The organism is Planctopirus limnophila DSM 3776 (assembly GCF_000092105.1).
GTDB classification, from domain to species: domain Bacteria; phylum Planctomycetota; class Planctomycetia; order Planctomycetales; family Planctomycetaceae; genus Planctopirus; species Planctopirus limnophila.
Map to the genome: position 1 here is coordinate 702585 of NC_014148.1, position 15508 is coordinate 718092.

General features: G+C 52.9%; 9 protein-coding genes. 5 read left to right on the forward strand and 4 right to left on the reverse strand.

Annotation, left to right across the window (positions count from 1 at the left end; translation table 11 throughout):
- The first annotated feature begins 85 nt into the window (after positions 1 to 85).
- Entirely contained in the window at positions 86 to 1426 is a 1341-nt protein-coding gene (locus PLIM_RS02990; protein ID WP_013108842.1) for an HD-GYP domain-containing protein, read from the forward strand.
- 75 nt (positions 1427 to 1501) lie between these two features.
- Here the strand turns inward: PLIM_RS02990 and PLIM_RS02995 are convergent, their stop codons facing one another.
- The 4 genes from PLIM_RS02995 to PLIM_RS03010 form a co-directional block, all read right to left on the reverse strand.
- On the reverse strand, positions 1502 to 3517 hold the full coding sequence (locus tag PLIM_RS02995) for an ArnT family glycosyltransferase (protein ID WP_013108843.1): 2016 nt from the start codon (positions 3515 to 3517) through the stop codon (positions 1502 to 1504).
- Between the two features lie 151 nt (positions 3518 to 3668).
- Positions 3669 to 5738 carry a hypothetical protein gene (locus tag PLIM_RS03000; RefSeq protein WP_041401015.1) on the reverse strand — a complete coding sequence of 690 codons (2070 nt, stop codon included), beginning with the start codon at positions 5736 to 5738 and terminating at the stop codon, positions 3669 to 3671.
- 185 nt (positions 5739 to 5923) lie between these two features.
- Positions 5924 to 6955 (reverse strand): zinc-dependent alcohol dehydrogenase family protein, encoded by a 1032-nt coding sequence (locus PLIM_RS03005; protein WP_013108845.1) that lies wholly within the window; start codon positions 6953 to 6955, stop codon positions 5924 to 5926.
- Between the two features lie 63 nt (positions 6956 to 7018).
- Entirely contained in the window at positions 7019 to 8101 is a 1083-nt protein-coding gene (locus tag PLIM_RS03010) for an NADH:flavin oxidoreductase/NADH oxidase (protein WP_013108846.1), read from the reverse strand.
- A gap of 442 nt (positions 8102 to 8543) precedes the next feature.
- On the opposite strand from PLIM_RS03010, the gene PLIM_RS03015 reads away from it, so the two are divergent.
- The 4 genes from PLIM_RS03015 to PLIM_RS03030 all read left to right on the forward strand — a co-directional run bounded on the left by PLIM_RS03015 (position 8544) and on the right by PLIM_RS03030 (position 15468).
- A complete protein-coding gene (locus tag PLIM_RS03015; protein ID WP_013108847.1) occupies positions 8544 to 11000 on the forward strand; it encodes a DUF1592 domain-containing protein in 2457 nt (818 codons plus the stop codon).
- A gap of 82 nt (positions 11001 to 11082) precedes the next feature.
- Complete coding sequence (locus PLIM_RS03020; RefSeq protein ID WP_013108848.1) at positions 11083 to 12441, forward strand: DUF1552 domain-containing protein; 1359 nt, start codon at positions 11083 to 11085, stop codon at positions 12439 to 12441.
- 77 nt (positions 12442 to 12518) lie between these two features.
- The gene (locus PLIM_RS03025) at positions 12519 to 13844 is read left to right on the forward strand and encodes a hypothetical protein (protein WP_230849381.1); all 1326 of its coding nucleotides are present in this window, start codon (positions 12519 to 12521) and stop codon (positions 13842 to 13844) included.
- A gap of 70 nt (positions 13845 to 13914) precedes the next feature.
- On the forward strand, positions 13915 to 15468 hold the full coding sequence (locus tag PLIM_RS03030) for a sulfatase (protein ID WP_013108850.1): 1554 nt from the start codon (positions 13915 to 13917) through the stop codon (positions 15466 to 15468).
- Positions 15469 to 15508 lie beyond the last annotated feature (40 nt).

Here is a 15508-nt window from a genome sequence, read left to right on the forward strand (position 1 = left end):
TTGCAAGGTATGTTTTGATACGGACTAGTTATGGTCATTTTGTGCAGGTACGACCTGCTGACGAACCCGGAGTTGGAGTTCCCACGTGATTACGGCCTCAGCCCCCGAAGCCGCCCCGACCGATGAAGACCAGACACGGGAAGTCTCGATTGACGACCTGATCGTCGGAAGGCCACTTACCTATCCTGTGAATGACACACGGGGAAGGCTGCTTCTGGCAGCCGGTCAGGAACTGACAAGATTGGCCAAACGTCGGCTGAAAAGCCTGGGTGTTCATCGTGTCTGTGCCCATGCTGCGGATTCCATGATTCAAAATCTGAATCAGATCGAACTCCGTTCTGCTTCGAGCCTGGCCAGCCACGATGAAATTTCCGCCAAGCTGGATCATGTCGTCGAGCAGGGTCTCTTTCAGATCCAGAACAGCGGGCCTGCGGTTCGCGATCGAGTGCGTCAGCATGGGGCGACATCGTTTGATCGAGAACTTCAAAAAGATGTTTCGGAGCTTCGCAGCGAAACCCAGGCTGAACTTTCCAATCTGGTGAAAGAGGCACTCCAGGGACGCAATGATACCGGTGGTGCCGTCGCTCAGATGGCCGCTCAATTTCTGGCTCAATCGACCGAAGACACCGATTGCGTGCTCTCGGTAGTGCTGGAAGCTGCCAAGAAACCCGATCTCGCCGACCATTCGCTGAAAATGGCTGTTCTTGCCATGGCGATTGGTATCGAGATGGGACTGGACGAAGATAACAGCCGCCGACTTTGCGTTACGGGTCTGGTTTGCGATTGGGGCATGTACAAACTCCCCGACGAACTGCTCAACGCCGATCGCATCCTAAGTGTGGGTGATCATCTGCAAATCCAGAAACATTCTCAGTACACAGCAGAGATTCTGGACCGCACGACCGGGTTGCCCAGTCAGACAGCCGTCATCGCTTACCAGGTTCACGAGCGGCCGAATGGTCGTGGTTATCCTAAGCAACGCACCAGCGAACGAATCAACATCTGCTCCAGAATCTTAAATGTCGCCGACACTTATACGGCACTCACCTCACCCCGCGCCTGGAGACCGGCATTAACACCGTATGCAGCGATGGAAACCATCTTGAGGATGGCTCGAACTCGCGATGTCGATCCCGATGTGACACGCTCTCTGCTCAAGGTCATGTCGCTCTTTCCGATCGGGAGTCTGGTGGCACTCAATGATGGGAGCGTTGCGCAGGTGATCCGCCGGAATGGGAATCAATATGACCGGCCGATCATCGAAGTCGTACAGACTGCCGACGGGCAGCCTGTGCCACTGGAAAACCGGGTCGCGATCGATTTAATGATGAGTCCACTCGAAGTCGTTCAGGCGATCGCAACACCGGGCTCAGAGGAAGAAACGTGGTGTGAGCCCTATGTGATGATTAACAGGACGCTGCGTTAAATCGTTTTTCCCCAAGGTCACGGACTCATTAGCGACAGGCCAGGCACTCTGCCATCGGTTCTGTAAAGGCAACGTCTACTTGGGGATGGATTCCTGAGTCGCTGAGACTGGCAGAATCGTACCAGGTTCGCTGATCGCACCTGATGGCTGCGAGCTTTTCTGAATCTGCGCTGGCAAGCCAGTGCTGTTCTGCAATTCCTGGGCGAGTTGATGCTCGACTGGCAAACGCGCCACCACAACTCCCATATCTGGGTCTTTACCAAGAAAACGACCACAAGCCACAACGCAAACTTGCTCACAGGCGACTGGCAGGTAATCGCTCTCCAGATACCTGGGGTACGAGGTGCAGAGATAGGTTAGCCCTGAAAGTTGCTCAGGCGAGAAACGGGAAATGATAGATCGCTGATTGTTATTGATCGAAGCCGCACCTGCTGCTGATTCAACGCTGTTCGATATGGATTGAGGTTGAACAGGCTCTGGATCGATCCGTCGGATAAAGCGACCAGTGCGTCGATAGTACTGGTATTCAAAATTGTGGTGGACTTCTCCCAAACTGACAAGTTCCGCTCCTTCGGGCAGATCTTTAAGCAACTTCTCGACTGCCAGATCGATACGCGAGCTGCGCCGAGTGTAATCGTCAACCACAGCTGTCACGAATGTTCCACCAACGAACAATCCCAGGGCCGCAAGACCTTGAATACATCGCGCTTCGGTGGCTGTCGATCGGCACACCCACATGGTTCTGCCCAATAGCGCCGCAGCCATCATCAGAAAGACGCCATACACAGGTGGGACTGACAGATTTCCTACAGGGAGCGAAAGCGCCGTTGCCACCGTCAGCAATGCCATCACTCCACCAGCAATCCAGGCCAGGATGGCAAAGGTGCCGATAAACCTGGAGAGCGGCAGAATCGGCCCAGGATTGTCGCTGAGATTTTCCTGTCGACTTGATGACGTGGAGGCTAAGGATAGCTCAACGGCTTTCGAGGCTTTGACCCACTGATAGAGCGTCTCGATTGTCACACCGATCAGCACCGCTGCCAATGGGTACACAGACATCAGAAAGCGTGTGCGGGTGCCAGTGATCAGCCAGACTGTCGGAAACGATGTGACCAGAGCGAGACCGGCAAACAGCATCACCTGATGGTAAGGTGCCATGCGTTGACGCCATGTTTTCGAGCACAGATTGACCAGCAATAATGACCAGGGAGCCCAGCAACCCACAACCAGCGAGATTGGGAATTCCGTCAGATGTTTCAAATAGGTAAAGATCGTTCGATCACCACCATAAAGAACCACATCACCGGTAAAGACATGGCGAAGACCAGGCATTCCTAATTGCAGGTAAAAGGGCACAAGCCACATCGCAATCAGGCTGGCACATAGCGCAATGCCAGATACGTGGGCCCAGGAGAGTGCGAATCGAGCACGGCCATTGATCAGCAGATACAGCCCGATAGTCGCGGCGAAGTAGACAGGAGCCTGTGGGCCTTTGGTCATGATGGCGCCAGTCAGCAGTAAGTAAGCCACGGGCCAGATGATCCATGCCGACCATTGTTTCTGCCAGCCAGTGTGCCACAACAGCAGAGCCGATGAGAGAAACAACGTGAAAGGAAGATCTGTCTCTCCCGTGCGGCCCAGTTCCATGACTTGAATCATGGTGACATAAGCCAGCCCCGTCGCGAAAGCACCGACACGCGATAACGATTGCCGGGCATACCCGTATAAAATGATTGAAAGCAATGCGACCGCGAGCAGGCAAGGCAGCCGAATCGAAGTGATGTCTTCGGAACCTCTCAAGGCCATGCTGCCGGCGATCATCCAGTTATGAACTGGCGGGCGGCTGCTCATAAAATAGGGTGTTCCCTGCATGCGGGGAACAACCCAGTCGCCCGAAGTCTGCATATTGATCGCCACCAGCGCGCGGCGGGTTTCTTCACCACGCAGCGGGGGATACTCAATGCGACTGAAGTAGACGATCCCGACGATTGCCAGCAGCAGATATAGAGGCCATTCCAGCATCCAATCAGGAAAGCGGCGCATCGGACTGGTTTGACCACCAGCAGAAGAGCATTGACCAGTAAGGTTCATTCCGTTGATACCTGCAAAAGCACCTGCGGGCCATTATCAAAAACATGACCCGTCAGGAGAGAATCCGTGCCCGAGAAATCGATTCAAGCATCGGGCTCAATAGCAGAACGTACAGGCAAAGGTCAATCCCAACTCGATTCCACAGAGTAAGTTAGGGCAAACGGGGGAAGTTGCTGTTGCTGACAAAATCCAGATTGTCCTGCCCAGACGATGGATGGCTTTCTGGCAACGGGTGATCGACGGCAGGTGGCTGCAATTCGGAAAGTGCTCTTTCAAAAGTGAAGAAATAGCCCGCATGCCGACCATCACGATTCGAATGCACCAGAGGGTATGTCCGGGATGGTGTATAGATCGTCGATGGAAAGGCTTGTGCTAACTCGAGCTGAATCTCAGGAGAGAGTTCATGGATCGGCTGATGGCTGAAGAACAGCACTTTTTCACTGGTGGGAACGACGGAATTCAGCTGCTGCTTGCGATTGGCTTCTTCAAGTAAGCGGTTAGCCCTGAACTTGGCTCCTTGCTCAGAACAGAGTTGATGCTCTGCAAAAGCCACATGATGATCATCAGCGGCACAGCGGATTGATTGCGTGATAGGAGTCTGCAAATAGATCGAGGCGAGTGTTTCTCTTATCGAAGTATCGTTGGGATCTTTAGCGGGCTTCTGAATGAAATAAATCCCTTGTCCGACAACAAAACCCAGGCCGATCACAGCCACCAGCAGGCGGCAAAGTCGTCTGCCAGTGATTGTTGTTCTCGGGAAGATGGCGATCACACCCCAGGCCACCAGCAGGCAAATCATCGGGGCCAGGTGCTGGGCAATGCGAGCTGATCCCCCATAGGGATACTTCTGAAGTGCAGCGGCCAGTGCTGTCAGTAGAAACGGCGAAACAAGCAGAAGAAGAATCTGCCGCTGTCGAAATGCCAGTAAAACGATCCCGAGTACCAGAAAGATCGAGGTCGCAGCACTCCCACCATGCTCTGCACCCACAGGATACGCCACCATGCTGCCTGTGTGAGCTTCAGCCAGCCAGCGCAGAATTTCCTGAGCAGAGAAACTGCGGGGCATCGCATCCTGCCAGAAGACCTTGAGATTCATGACTTGATTGCCATGCTCATAAGCGGACTTTCCAAAGCAGTTCCACATGAGAAACGTACTGAGTACCAGGGGGATGCCAACCAGAAAACCGCCCATCAAGGCCCGTTGCAGGCGGAGGGAGCGGGATTCGAAGTGATAAGGCAGAATGCGCGTAATTGTGGATCGATCATTGACGGGAATCTGCAACAGCAAGCCTGCGGGAAGTCTGGGAAGCGGTGGCGACAATTGCCAGAAAAAGCGTCCCACAATCATTCCACCAGCGACAAAAACGCCCGGGAATGAGATCCAGGGGGTGGCCACACACAAGATCACGAAGAGACCAAACCAGAACCAGGTATGGTTCCCTCGATGCTGCGGTTTGATCAACGTTCGTCTGACCGACGAATCTGCAAGAGACCGGATTGCACAGCCCAGAAGCAATACGGAAAGACAAAGATCGATGGAGTAAGGCTTGAGTTCGCTGGCCAGGCGGACAGGAAAAATACTGACAGCCAGGAGCACCGTCGCGACCCAGCAGACTTCCCGTTTGGCCAAAGGACGGATCGCCCAGGGGAAAAAAGCCAGTGCCGCCACCCCCATGATGATCGCGGGAGTACGCAGTGAAACTTCCGAAGCACCCCAGGTGGCCACATTCAGCCATGTCCCCAGCAGGAATCCACTGGGAGCGATCTGGCCATATTCGAGTGGCGTGAAGAGAGTCTTGAAGTCACGGGAAAGGATTGAAGTCGCCAGATAAGCTTCATCGCACCAGAGAGGGCGAACCATGGCAAAACGAAGAAATCGCAGCGAGATCCCGATCAATACCGTCGCCCAGATCCAGTAAGCCAGCGGTTGTCTCGTGAGTTGTACGAGCCGCTGGATGAGTGGATGTTGGCGGCGACTGACGACTGGCTGAGGTCTGAAAGCACGCTCTAAGCGATCTGCGGTGGAAGGAGCGATCTCTGTGTTCGTCTCCAGTGATCGGCACAGTCTTTGTCGCCGTGCATCCTGGCTTTTCCGAGGTGCATCCTGCTCTCGAATCGATGACACGATTCCCACCATTCCCTGGTTGCCAGTATTCTCTGTTTGGAGGACAGGAAATCCTCCACGACTGTTGAGAATGTTTTTGCGGTAACGATCTGACATTCAGGATTCATGGATGGAAAACGAAGGTTTTCCACTGCGTATCCAGCCTGAATCGTCCTGAATGACATGCTCGTTTTAAGGAATATGAGAAGTTGAGAAAAGGTGAAACCGGCCATTCCTGCCGATCTTGTCACGCGAATTTCAAAAAAAACTTGCGAAAACGTCAGCTTCGCTCCGCCGCAGCTTCAGTGGGTCGCCGAAAGGTCGATGACGACTTTGCCAAAATGATGCCCCGATGCCAGCCACTCAAAGGCTTGGCGTGATTGATCGTAAGGAAACACTCGATCGATCACCGGATGCAGTTGGTGCGACTCCAGGAATTGATTCATTTCTTTAAACATTTCCTGGCTGCCGACATAGATCCCATTCAATCGAATGTTACGGGCCACGAGTGGAAAGAGACTGCCGGTAGGTGGCCCGAACCCTGTGAGCACTCCGATTAACGCAATATGTCCCCCGGCAGCCACAGACTGCAGCGAGCGATCGAACGTCCCCGGCCCACCCACTTCGACAACATGATCCACGCCCCGATGGGCCGTCAGCTCATCAACCACTTTTTGCCATTCTGCATGTGAGCGATAGTTGATGGTGTGAGTTGCTCCCAGTTCCACAGCACGTGCCAGTTTTTCATCACTGCTGGAAGTGATCAGGACTTGAGCACCTGCTGCCGCAGCGAACTGCAACGCAAAGACAGAAACACCTCCAGTCCCCAGGCACAGGACTGTTTGTCCAGCCGAGAGCTGGCCCCGCACAAACAACGCATGATAGGCCGTTAATGCTGCACAAGGTAAGGTTGAGGCTTCCAGATCCGAGAGATACCCAGGAGTGGCCACCAGAGACGATTCCTCAAGTGTCACGAAGCTCCCGAGCATCCCATCGACCGTACCACCCAGATCATGCTGGTGGTAAGCCATCTGGAATGGTCCCTTTCCCCAGGTGGCAAAGAAACTCCCCATCACACGGTCGCCCACTTTCCAGCGAGTGACACCTTCGCCCACTTCTTCCACAACACCCGCACCATCCGAGCAGGGAATGCGGCCACCCACCTGCCGGCGAGCCAGGTTGTGCAATGCGATATGGTCCCGGTAGTTCAAAGAGACAGCTTTGACAGCCACTCGCACCTGATGGAAACCCAATTTTGCCATCGGTCGACGCTTACGCTCGAGGCGGTACTTGTCTGCCGTGGGTGCATACTCAAAAACATCGATGTCATGCATAAGAGGTTGCTCTATTGATCAAATTGAACTGCAAAACTAGCTACAGGAAATACCCCTTGAAGATTACCTTCTCAATGCGCTGGAATACTGGATGGGTAACACATTCATGGGGCGCTCGACACTCAGTTCTCGGGCAGCCACATAAGGCCAGTGGGGATTTGCCAATGAAGCTCTTGCCAGCATGATGAAATCAGCCTGGCCATGGGCAATGATCGCTTCCGCCTGCTGCGGTTCGGTAATCATCCAGCCTACAGCCACAGGAATCTCGGCGGCTCGACGAATCTTTTCGGCAATCGGCACCAGGAAGCCCGGCCCCCACGGAACATGAGAGATATCTGGTGTCACAAACCCATGGCTGACATCAAGCAGATCGAGTCCTCGCTTTTTCAATACAGCAGCCAGTTCGATCGATTCATCCACAGTGACACCGCCATCGATCCAGTCGGTAACAGAAAGCCGCGCAATCAAAGGGAGATGTTCAGGCCATACGGCACGAACGGCATCAAGTGTTTCTACGAGAAAGCGAGCCCGGTTTTCCCACGAACCACCATATTGGTCCGTCCGATGATTGGAGAGTGGTGACCAGAATTCATGAGCCAGGTAACCATGGGCAAAATGTAGCTCGAGAAGTTGATAACCAGCCTCGATCGCTCGTTTGGCCGCAGCGACAAAATGTCTCTGCACCTGATGAATCTCCTCGATCGACAGCGCCTGAGGAACTTTTGTCAGATTGTCTCCAAAGGCTTCTGCAGATGGGGCGATCACATCCCAGCCACCTTGATCATTCGCAAGATGCCCACCACCTTGCCAGGGAAGGTCAGCGCTCGCTTTTCGCCCTGCATGGGCAATCTGTATCCCGGCAACAGCACCATGCGCTTTAATGAATCGATTGATACGAGCCAGCGGCTCAATTTGCGAATCTGTCCATAAGCCCGCATCACCCGGAGAAATTCGACCCTCGGGTGAAACCGCCGTCGCCTCAGCCACAATCAGACCGGCACCACCCACCGCCCGCGCACCAAGATGCACCAGATGCCAGTCATCCGCATGTCCATCATGAGATGAATACTGACACATGGGCGAGACCGCAATGCGATTGCGGAAACTGACATCCTTCAGTTGATAAGTGCTGAATAACTGACTCATGAGAAAAGAACCTCTCCTGCTGGGACGCCGTAATTTCTCTGATGATCATGTGAAATCATGCTGAGAAACCATAGTCAAAACGGATTGATCATTGGGTTTCTGACTTCGAGCTTGCTGGAAGTACCCTGGCGGGAAGCGAGTCTTACAAGCCGTACAGCGAGGCTGAACTCAGCTTGTTGTTCGATTGTCTGGCGATGCTGCCCGCCGAGTGTGTGTTCTTCAATTTGCCATGAGAAAGTACCGGCAAAACATCAACTGGGGCTATGACCTTCCAGGACTCATGTTCTCAATAGGTGTTTCTCCCTGTGGGGGCAACCTTTTAGGGGTTATGGACGAAAATCTAGTGTTGAAGTGGCAGGATCTGTCTCGCATCCATAAATGATCTCCGATACGCTGAAGTGTGATCGCCATCGAAAACGACAAAGCCAAGTCGAGACAGCTCATGAAGTCGGTAGTCACTTTTAACTCAGCTCTCCTTTCAGCCGTGCTGACGGTTGTCTTGAGTTTCGAAATTCAGGGATCGATTCAAGCGGCAGATGCCATCGAAAGTTTTATTGCCCAGCACTGCATTCGATGTCATGGCCCACAGAAGGAAGAGGGAGATATCCGGATCGATCAGCTCTCTCGGGATTTCAAAGCAGGGCTGGATTCGCACCACTGGGCTGAAGCTCTGGATAAGGTGAACACCGGCGAAATGCCGCCCAAAGAAGAGCCTCAACCGACTCAGGCAGAGATTGCAGCCTTTGTCACCGCTCTTGATGGACGACTGAAAGAAGGTCGAGCTTCGCGCATGGCTGCCCGGGCAGCTGTCACGCATTATCGATTGAGTCGCAAAGAGTACCAGAACACGGTCTACGATCTTTTGGGCGTGCGCTACGATCCAGCGAAGCCGCAAGAACTCAATGAAGATACATTATGGCACGGTTTCGAGAGGATCGGGTCAGAACTGACTCTTTCACCTTCGCATATCGACCGCTATTACAAGGCGGCAGGAACGGTTCTTGATCGAGCATTTCCTGCGACCACAGTCGAAGCACGAAAAGTTCGCAAAACGGCTGTCGATCTTCGATATCGCGGCGGGAAAGAGCAGCAGGCCGCGATGGATCGACTGGGAATCCAAAGGCCGCTGCGATATCTGCTTTTCCCGGGACGTGTCGAAAATGCACTCTCTCCCAACTGGTTTGGAAAAACAGGCCCAGAGCACAGTGGTTTGTATCGCTTACGTCTACAGGCCAGTGGCATCAGGCCGCCAGGTGGTCAACCTGCCCATCTGAGTATTGGCAAAGCCACCGGGGAAGAAACCGTTGATGGCCTCATTGAATTCGACCTGACTGCTTCGGAAGACAGCCCGCAGGTCTTCGAGTTTGAAGTCTTTCTGGAGATGCCGATCAGCCTGGATTTCTGTGTGGTGGCGACTGATGTGATTGATCGCAGAGGCGGTGCTGCTTTTCGCAACGCATTGGCCAGCCCCTCCTATATGTTTACCCATAGTAGTGAGACCCGGCTGTTAAACCCCAACGCTCCACAGATGTTCGATGGTCAAGGAAATGGCCTGTTTTCGACTGTATTGCTCGACTGGATTGAGTGGGAAGGGCCGCTGGTTACAGAAGCCGAAAAGTCGCGCCGCGACAATCTCATACCACCCGATGGTGCCTCTCCCCAGATTGTAGCTGAATATCTGCAGCGCTTTGCCGAAAGAGCCTGGAGGCGACCAGTAAAGCCCGAAGAACTCGATCAATATCTCCAGTCGTATTTAGAAGAACTGGCTGCAGGGGAGAAAACCTTTGAAGCCTATCGCGTCGCACTGCAAGGCCTATTGACATCACGGCATTTTATTTACCTTGTCGAGGGATCGCCCACGCCTAGAGAGCAGCTCACTCATGCCGAACTCGCCTCGCGACTCTCCTATTTTCTCTGGAGTTCAATGCCCGATGAAGAATTATTGACAGCCGCTCGAAATGATCAGCTTCAGGGAGAGGTTTTAAGCAAAGAAGTTGATCGTCTTCTGGCAGATAGTAAAGCCAACCGTTTTGTTGACGACTTCACTCGCCAATGGCTGCAGTTACATAAGTTAGGAATGTTTCCACCCGATAAGAAACTTTATAAAAACTATGACGACTGGCTGGAAGAAAGTATGCGAGCCGAGCCAGTGGAATACTTCCGTGAGATGTTCTCCAAAAATCTCCCGATTGACGAGTTAATTCAATCAGACTGGACCATGGCGAATGCCAGGCTGTGTGATTTTTACGGATTGCCAGAGCCCAGAGAAGGAGGCTTTCAACGTGTTACACTCCAACCGGAAGATCATCGCGGCGGCCTGCTGACGATGGGGGCAATTCTTAGTTTGACATCGGATGGAACCCGCCATCGTCCCGTGCATCGAGGTGTGTGGTTAAGCGAAGCGATTTTTGCCAGAACACCCCCTCCACCACCAGCCAATGTGAGTGCCATTGAGCCCAGTCCTCCAGAGAGTCCCAAAGCGACATTGCGTCAGAAGATCGAAGCACATCGCAATCATGCCAGTTGTGCGGCCTGTCACGCCAAGATCGATCCACTGGGCCTGGCCTGGGATAACTACGATGCGATTGGCCAATGGCGCACTCGCGAAAGAGTTGAAAAGGGGGTTGGCGAAGATCCGCAGATTGATCCTTCCGGTGTTCTCCCTGATGGTCGATCTTTTGCAGATGCTGTCGAGTTCCGCCAACTGCTGCTGGAAGATCGAGATAAAGTCGCGAAAGCCTTTATTGAGCACCTTTGTACATATGCTCTTCGCAGGGTCTTGACCGTCGATGATCAGGACGATTTGAAGGCGATTGAAATCGAAGCGAAGAAAAGTGATTACCGCGTGAAAGACATCATTCGAGCCGTCGCACTTTCTGGAATGATGAGAAAACGGTAGATCGTCCTCCGTTGAATCGCATTTATAGATAAACGCTACAGTCACTAAGTATAGAACAGTACCTGCTAAAGGTGATCTCTCGATGAGCAACTTTCTTTCGCAATCCTGGTTGATTGACCGGCGGCATGCACTTCGTGCGCTCGGGACCTGCATTTCGTTGCCGTTTTTGGAATGCATGGTTCCCTTGAAAGCTGCCGAAGGAGTGACAGCCACACCCAGGCGAAGTGCGTTTATCTATCTCGCCAATGGGGTGCATTCACTGAACTATCAGATTACGACGCCAGGAAAAGACTATCAGTTCTCCCCCTCGCTGAAACCTCTGGAGAAACATCGAGAGGTGATTACCCCGATCAGTGGTCTACATCATCCGGGGGCTCTGAGTCATCATCACAATTGTATTTCTGTCTGGTTGACGGGCGGCAAGCTGGGTCCGTCGGATCGCAATACAATTTCGGTGGATCAGAAAATCGCTGAGATCACCGCACCTCATACGCGCTATCCATCTATGGAAGTGGCATTAACCGGCGAATCTCTCGGATGGACGGCTGACGGAGTCCGCTTGCCTTCCATGCGGCGCTGCAGTGAAATCTTTGCTTCGCTATTTGCCGAACCCAAGGGAGGAACAGCCACTCAACGGAGAGCATTGAGACGCAAAGCGAGTGTCCTGGATGCCAACCTGATGGAAGTACGTCAACTCGAACAGGCGATGGGAGCTGCGGATAAAGGTCGTCTCGACCAGTATTTGACCTCGGTACGCGAAGCCGAGATCCGCACGAAAAGGGCAGATGCCTGGCTGGATACACCTTTACCAGCACTTTCCGAGGAAGATCGTAAACGCACCAATCGCGATGTAGCGGCCACAATGGCCGGTGATTACTTCCGCACGGTCTACGATCTAATGGTGCTGGCATTCCAGACGGATGTTACTCGCGTGGCAACATTCAGCCTGGGAGGTGAAGGGGACGCCTTTTCGATTCCTGAAATTGGTATTACCGAATCGCGGCATCAACTCAGTCATCACGGTGGTGATGCGGGGTATATGGAGAAGCTGACCAAGTACGACACCTTTGCTATTGAACAGTTCAGTTACTTCCTGACAAGGTTGGCAGAGACGAAAGATCTCAACGGCAAATCACTCCTGGGGACGACAATGGCCCTCTTTGGAAGTGGAATGTCGTATGGACATAGCCATGGCAATGCAAATTTACCGCTGGTGCTGGCGGGTGGGTCAGATCTGGGGCTCAAACATGGCAGCCATCTCGATTTTAATCAGGGGCATTTCAGTGGGTATCGACTCGATAAACCGGGCGAGCATTATTCGCTCTGTAGTCGTCCCGCGAATCCAAATGCTCATATGAGCAATCTGTTGCTGTTGATGGCTCAGCGGATGGGGGTCGAAACAGATAAGTTTGGCGACAGCAATCAAGTCATTGCTCTGTAAAGGCTGATCTCCAAGTAGTGGTTTTGAAGTTGACCTCGTGCTACCTACGACTATTTGCCAATAAAGATCTCTCGATAATGAATACGCGATCCAATCCATTGAGCTCAAAAACTATCAGTCAAGGTATGGCATTCTGGTTGATTGTTTTTTGCCTGGTTCTCAGTTGTGTTTTTACTGAGTCCGTTCGTGGAGAAGAACCATTTCGACCGGAGGTCGGCAAATTCCCACCGTTGGAAAAGGCCTATAAATACCGGGGAGAACTGGTGTTTGTCGATCATCCCAACCGCCGGGGGAGTATTCGTGTGCAGGCGTCGGGCATGTTTTTTCGCAACGATCCCCACCCGGTGGCGATGTTGCCTTATGCAGAAATTCGCTATCACAATGCCCCTGCGGATCTGAGAGATATACCGCTGGGAACAGTCCTGCACGTCTATGCGTTTTTGCCACCCGACCCGAAAACGTCGGCAGTTCCTGTATTGCCTGTGAATAATAAAGCGATTGACGGAAATCATAATCGTGGAGCGGGAATTGCGCCGGCTGAGAATCATGTGCTGCTGCTCGAAGATGAAGTGAGCCATTGCCTTCGCGAAGGCAAGATCTGGAAGCTCAAAGAAATTGACATGCAGAATCACGAAGGGATGATCGTCGCGACTTGCGAACCTAAGTCCAGCCAGGAAGCAGCGCAGAACTCCGGAACTCAAATTCCAGAGGAGAAGTTGACCTTCGACGGGGCGACCCGGATCTGGCGTGGCAAAGAACGTCTGGAAGTGGCCGATCTGATTGCTGCAGGCGTATGGCCTGCGAGTGGCAAGAAATCGCTGGCAGGCATGGCCGTGCAGTTAGGTATCACCTGGAAACCCACGCCCGATGGGATCTTTACCAGGTTTCATATTTCGGACATCTGGCTCGATGAAGCCTCAATTCAGCATGCGGCCCGTCATCAGGCGGAGGTTCATAAAGCATTCATTCGCACACGCTGGATGCCAGCGTTTGTGGATGCCGTGGAGTATGGAAAATTCGGCAGGGCAACGGTGACGGCCACACTCTTTGGCAGGATGGACCCTGCATTGTATGCCGATTTTCAGAAAGGAGCCAGCGCCATGATGAATGCGGCAGAGAATACACTCAAGCATGCGGGCGGTTCTTATGGCCCGGCTCACATGGCCTCGCGTGGAACCATTCTGGAAGTGAACACATCGCCCCATCCGCCAGTCGGCAGTAGTGGCATTCAGATTCGTTTTGAAACGGATCTAATTATTGAAGGCATTCGGCCCGGGCGAGTCGTGCGTGTTCGGCCCGGCAACTGGCCACTGGTCGATATTCCGCGGGAAGAGTATCTGGGAGATGGTTCGCTCAATCACGAAGATCGCTTCCCGACACCAGCGATCTTTCCAAAGTATTAGTCGATCAAAGAAAGAAAAGTTGCTGCAAGTTTTGTTCGCGCTTTGGATCTCTGTGTGATACGCTCTCCAAATGTTTATTCTGGCAAGAGAATCATTTGCTTCAGTGGAAAATGTCGTGTCGCAAGAGAACTGTTTATGGCGTTGGATCAAGTTCCTGTGTTTAGGCTTAATCGCTGTTAACTCGCAGGCTGTCCGAGCAGAGGATGGGAAAAATCCCACTCGTCCAAATGTGATTTTCATCATGGCGGATGATCTGGGGTATACCGATCTGGGTTGCTTTGGCAGCCGATATTATGAAACGCCTCACATCGATCAACTGGCCCGGCAAGGCGTCCGTTTCCTGAATCACCATCACTGTCAGAATTGTGCACCCACTCGGGCCGCCATTATGACCGGGCAATATGGGCCCCGAACGGGTGTTTACACCGTGGGAAGCATTGACCGGTTCGACTGGCAAAGCCGACCTCTGCGGCCTGTCGAGAATGTGGAGAAGTTGCCTCTCGACCCGGCAACTATTGCACAGCAGGTGCAGCGCAGCGGCTACCAAACCGGAATGTTCGGGAAGTGGCACCTGGGGCTGAATGGCTCTTACCATCCGTCGCAACGCGGCTTTCATGAAGCGGTCGAATCTTCTGGCCAGCACTTCAATTTCAAAACCACTCCAGCGCAGAAAGATACCGAAGGAAAGTATCTGGCCGACTACCTGACAGATCGCGCCATCGACTTTATCGAGCGGCATCAGTCGGAACCATTTTTTCTATACTTGCCCCATTTTGGTGTGCATTCACCATTTCAGGCGAAGAAGGAATGGATCGAGAAGTTTGAAAACAAGCCGGGCGTGGGTGGCCATAGGAACCCGGTGTATGCCGCGATGATCGCCAGTGTGGATGAAAGTGTCGGGCGAATCCTCGATAAGCTGGACGAACTCAAACTCGCCGACAAGACCGTGGTGATCTTTGCCAGTGATAATGGTGGAGTGGGAGGCTACGAACGGGAAGGTTTGCACAAAGCCAATGATGTGACCGATAACGCACCATTGCGAAGTGGTAAAGGGAGCCTGTACGAAGGTGGAACTCGTGTACCTTTAATTGTGCGCTGGCCTGGCGTGGCACCCGCAGGGGTTGAGTGCCGCACGCCGACAATCCATGTCGATCTTTATCCGACGTTCCTGGAGATCACTTCGGCTGAGCACCCCGGGCATCCCCTCGATGGTGAGAGTCTGGTGAAGTTGATCAAAGACCCCGGGGCAAAGCTCCATCGAGAGGCCATTTTCCAGCACTTTCCCGGTTATCTGGGTTCGGGTCAGAACCAGTGGCGAACCACACCTGTGAGTTTGATTCAAAGTGGTGACTGGAAGCTGATGGAGTTTCTGGAAGATGGGCGACTGGAACTTTACAACCTCACCAGCGATGTGGGGGAACAAAAGAATCTGGCAGCCACATATCCTGACAAGGTGAACGAATTGCAGTCCAGGCTCAAAGCGTGGCGCGAGGAGATTAAAGCCCCTATGCCTGCGAAAAATGCTTCACCTTCCGAGAGCAACAATGGTGTGAGAAAGGGAAGAGCCAGTCAGAAAAAATCACAGAAGGGAAAAGCCAAAGCAGCTGCTTCCTCCGAAGATTGATTCCACTCGAACGAATCCTGTCAACTGAGAACCTTTTGTG

What these genes read in the sequence shown, in the direction of transcription:
- PLIM_RS03030 (WP_013108850.1), top strand. Translation starts at nt 13,915, where the DNA reads ATGTTTATTCTGGCAAGAGAATCATTTGCTTCAGTGGAAAATGTCGTG.
- PLIM_RS03005 (WP_013108845.1), bottom strand. Translation starts at nt 6,955, where the DNA reads ATGCATGACATCGATGTTTTTGAGTATGCACCCACGGCAGACAAGTAC.
- PLIM_RS02995 (WP_013108843.1), bottom strand. Translation starts at nt 3,517, where the DNA reads ATGAACCTTACTGGTCAATGCTCTTCTGCTGGTGGTCAAACCAGTCCG.
- PLIM_RS03025 (WP_230849381.1), top strand. Translation starts at nt 12,519, where the DNA reads ATGAATACGCGATCCAATCCATTGAGCTCAAAAACTATCAGTCAAGGT.
- PLIM_RS03020 (WP_013108848.1), top strand. Translation starts at nt 11,083, where the DNA reads ATGAGCAACTTTCTTTCGCAATCCTGGTTGATTGACCGGCGGCATGCA.
- PLIM_RS03000 (WP_041401015.1), bottom strand. Translation starts at nt 5,738, where the DNA reads ATGTCAGATCGTTACCGCAAAAACATTCTCAACAGTCGTGGAGGATTT.
- PLIM_RS03010 (WP_013108846.1), bottom strand. Translation starts at nt 8,101, where the DNA reads ATGAGTCAGTTATTCAGCACTTATCAACTGAAGGATGTCAGTTTCCGC.
- PLIM_RS03015 (WP_013108847.1), top strand. Translation starts at nt 8,544, where the DNA reads ATGAAGTCGGTAGTCACTTTTAACTCAGCTCTCCTTTCAGCCGTGCTG.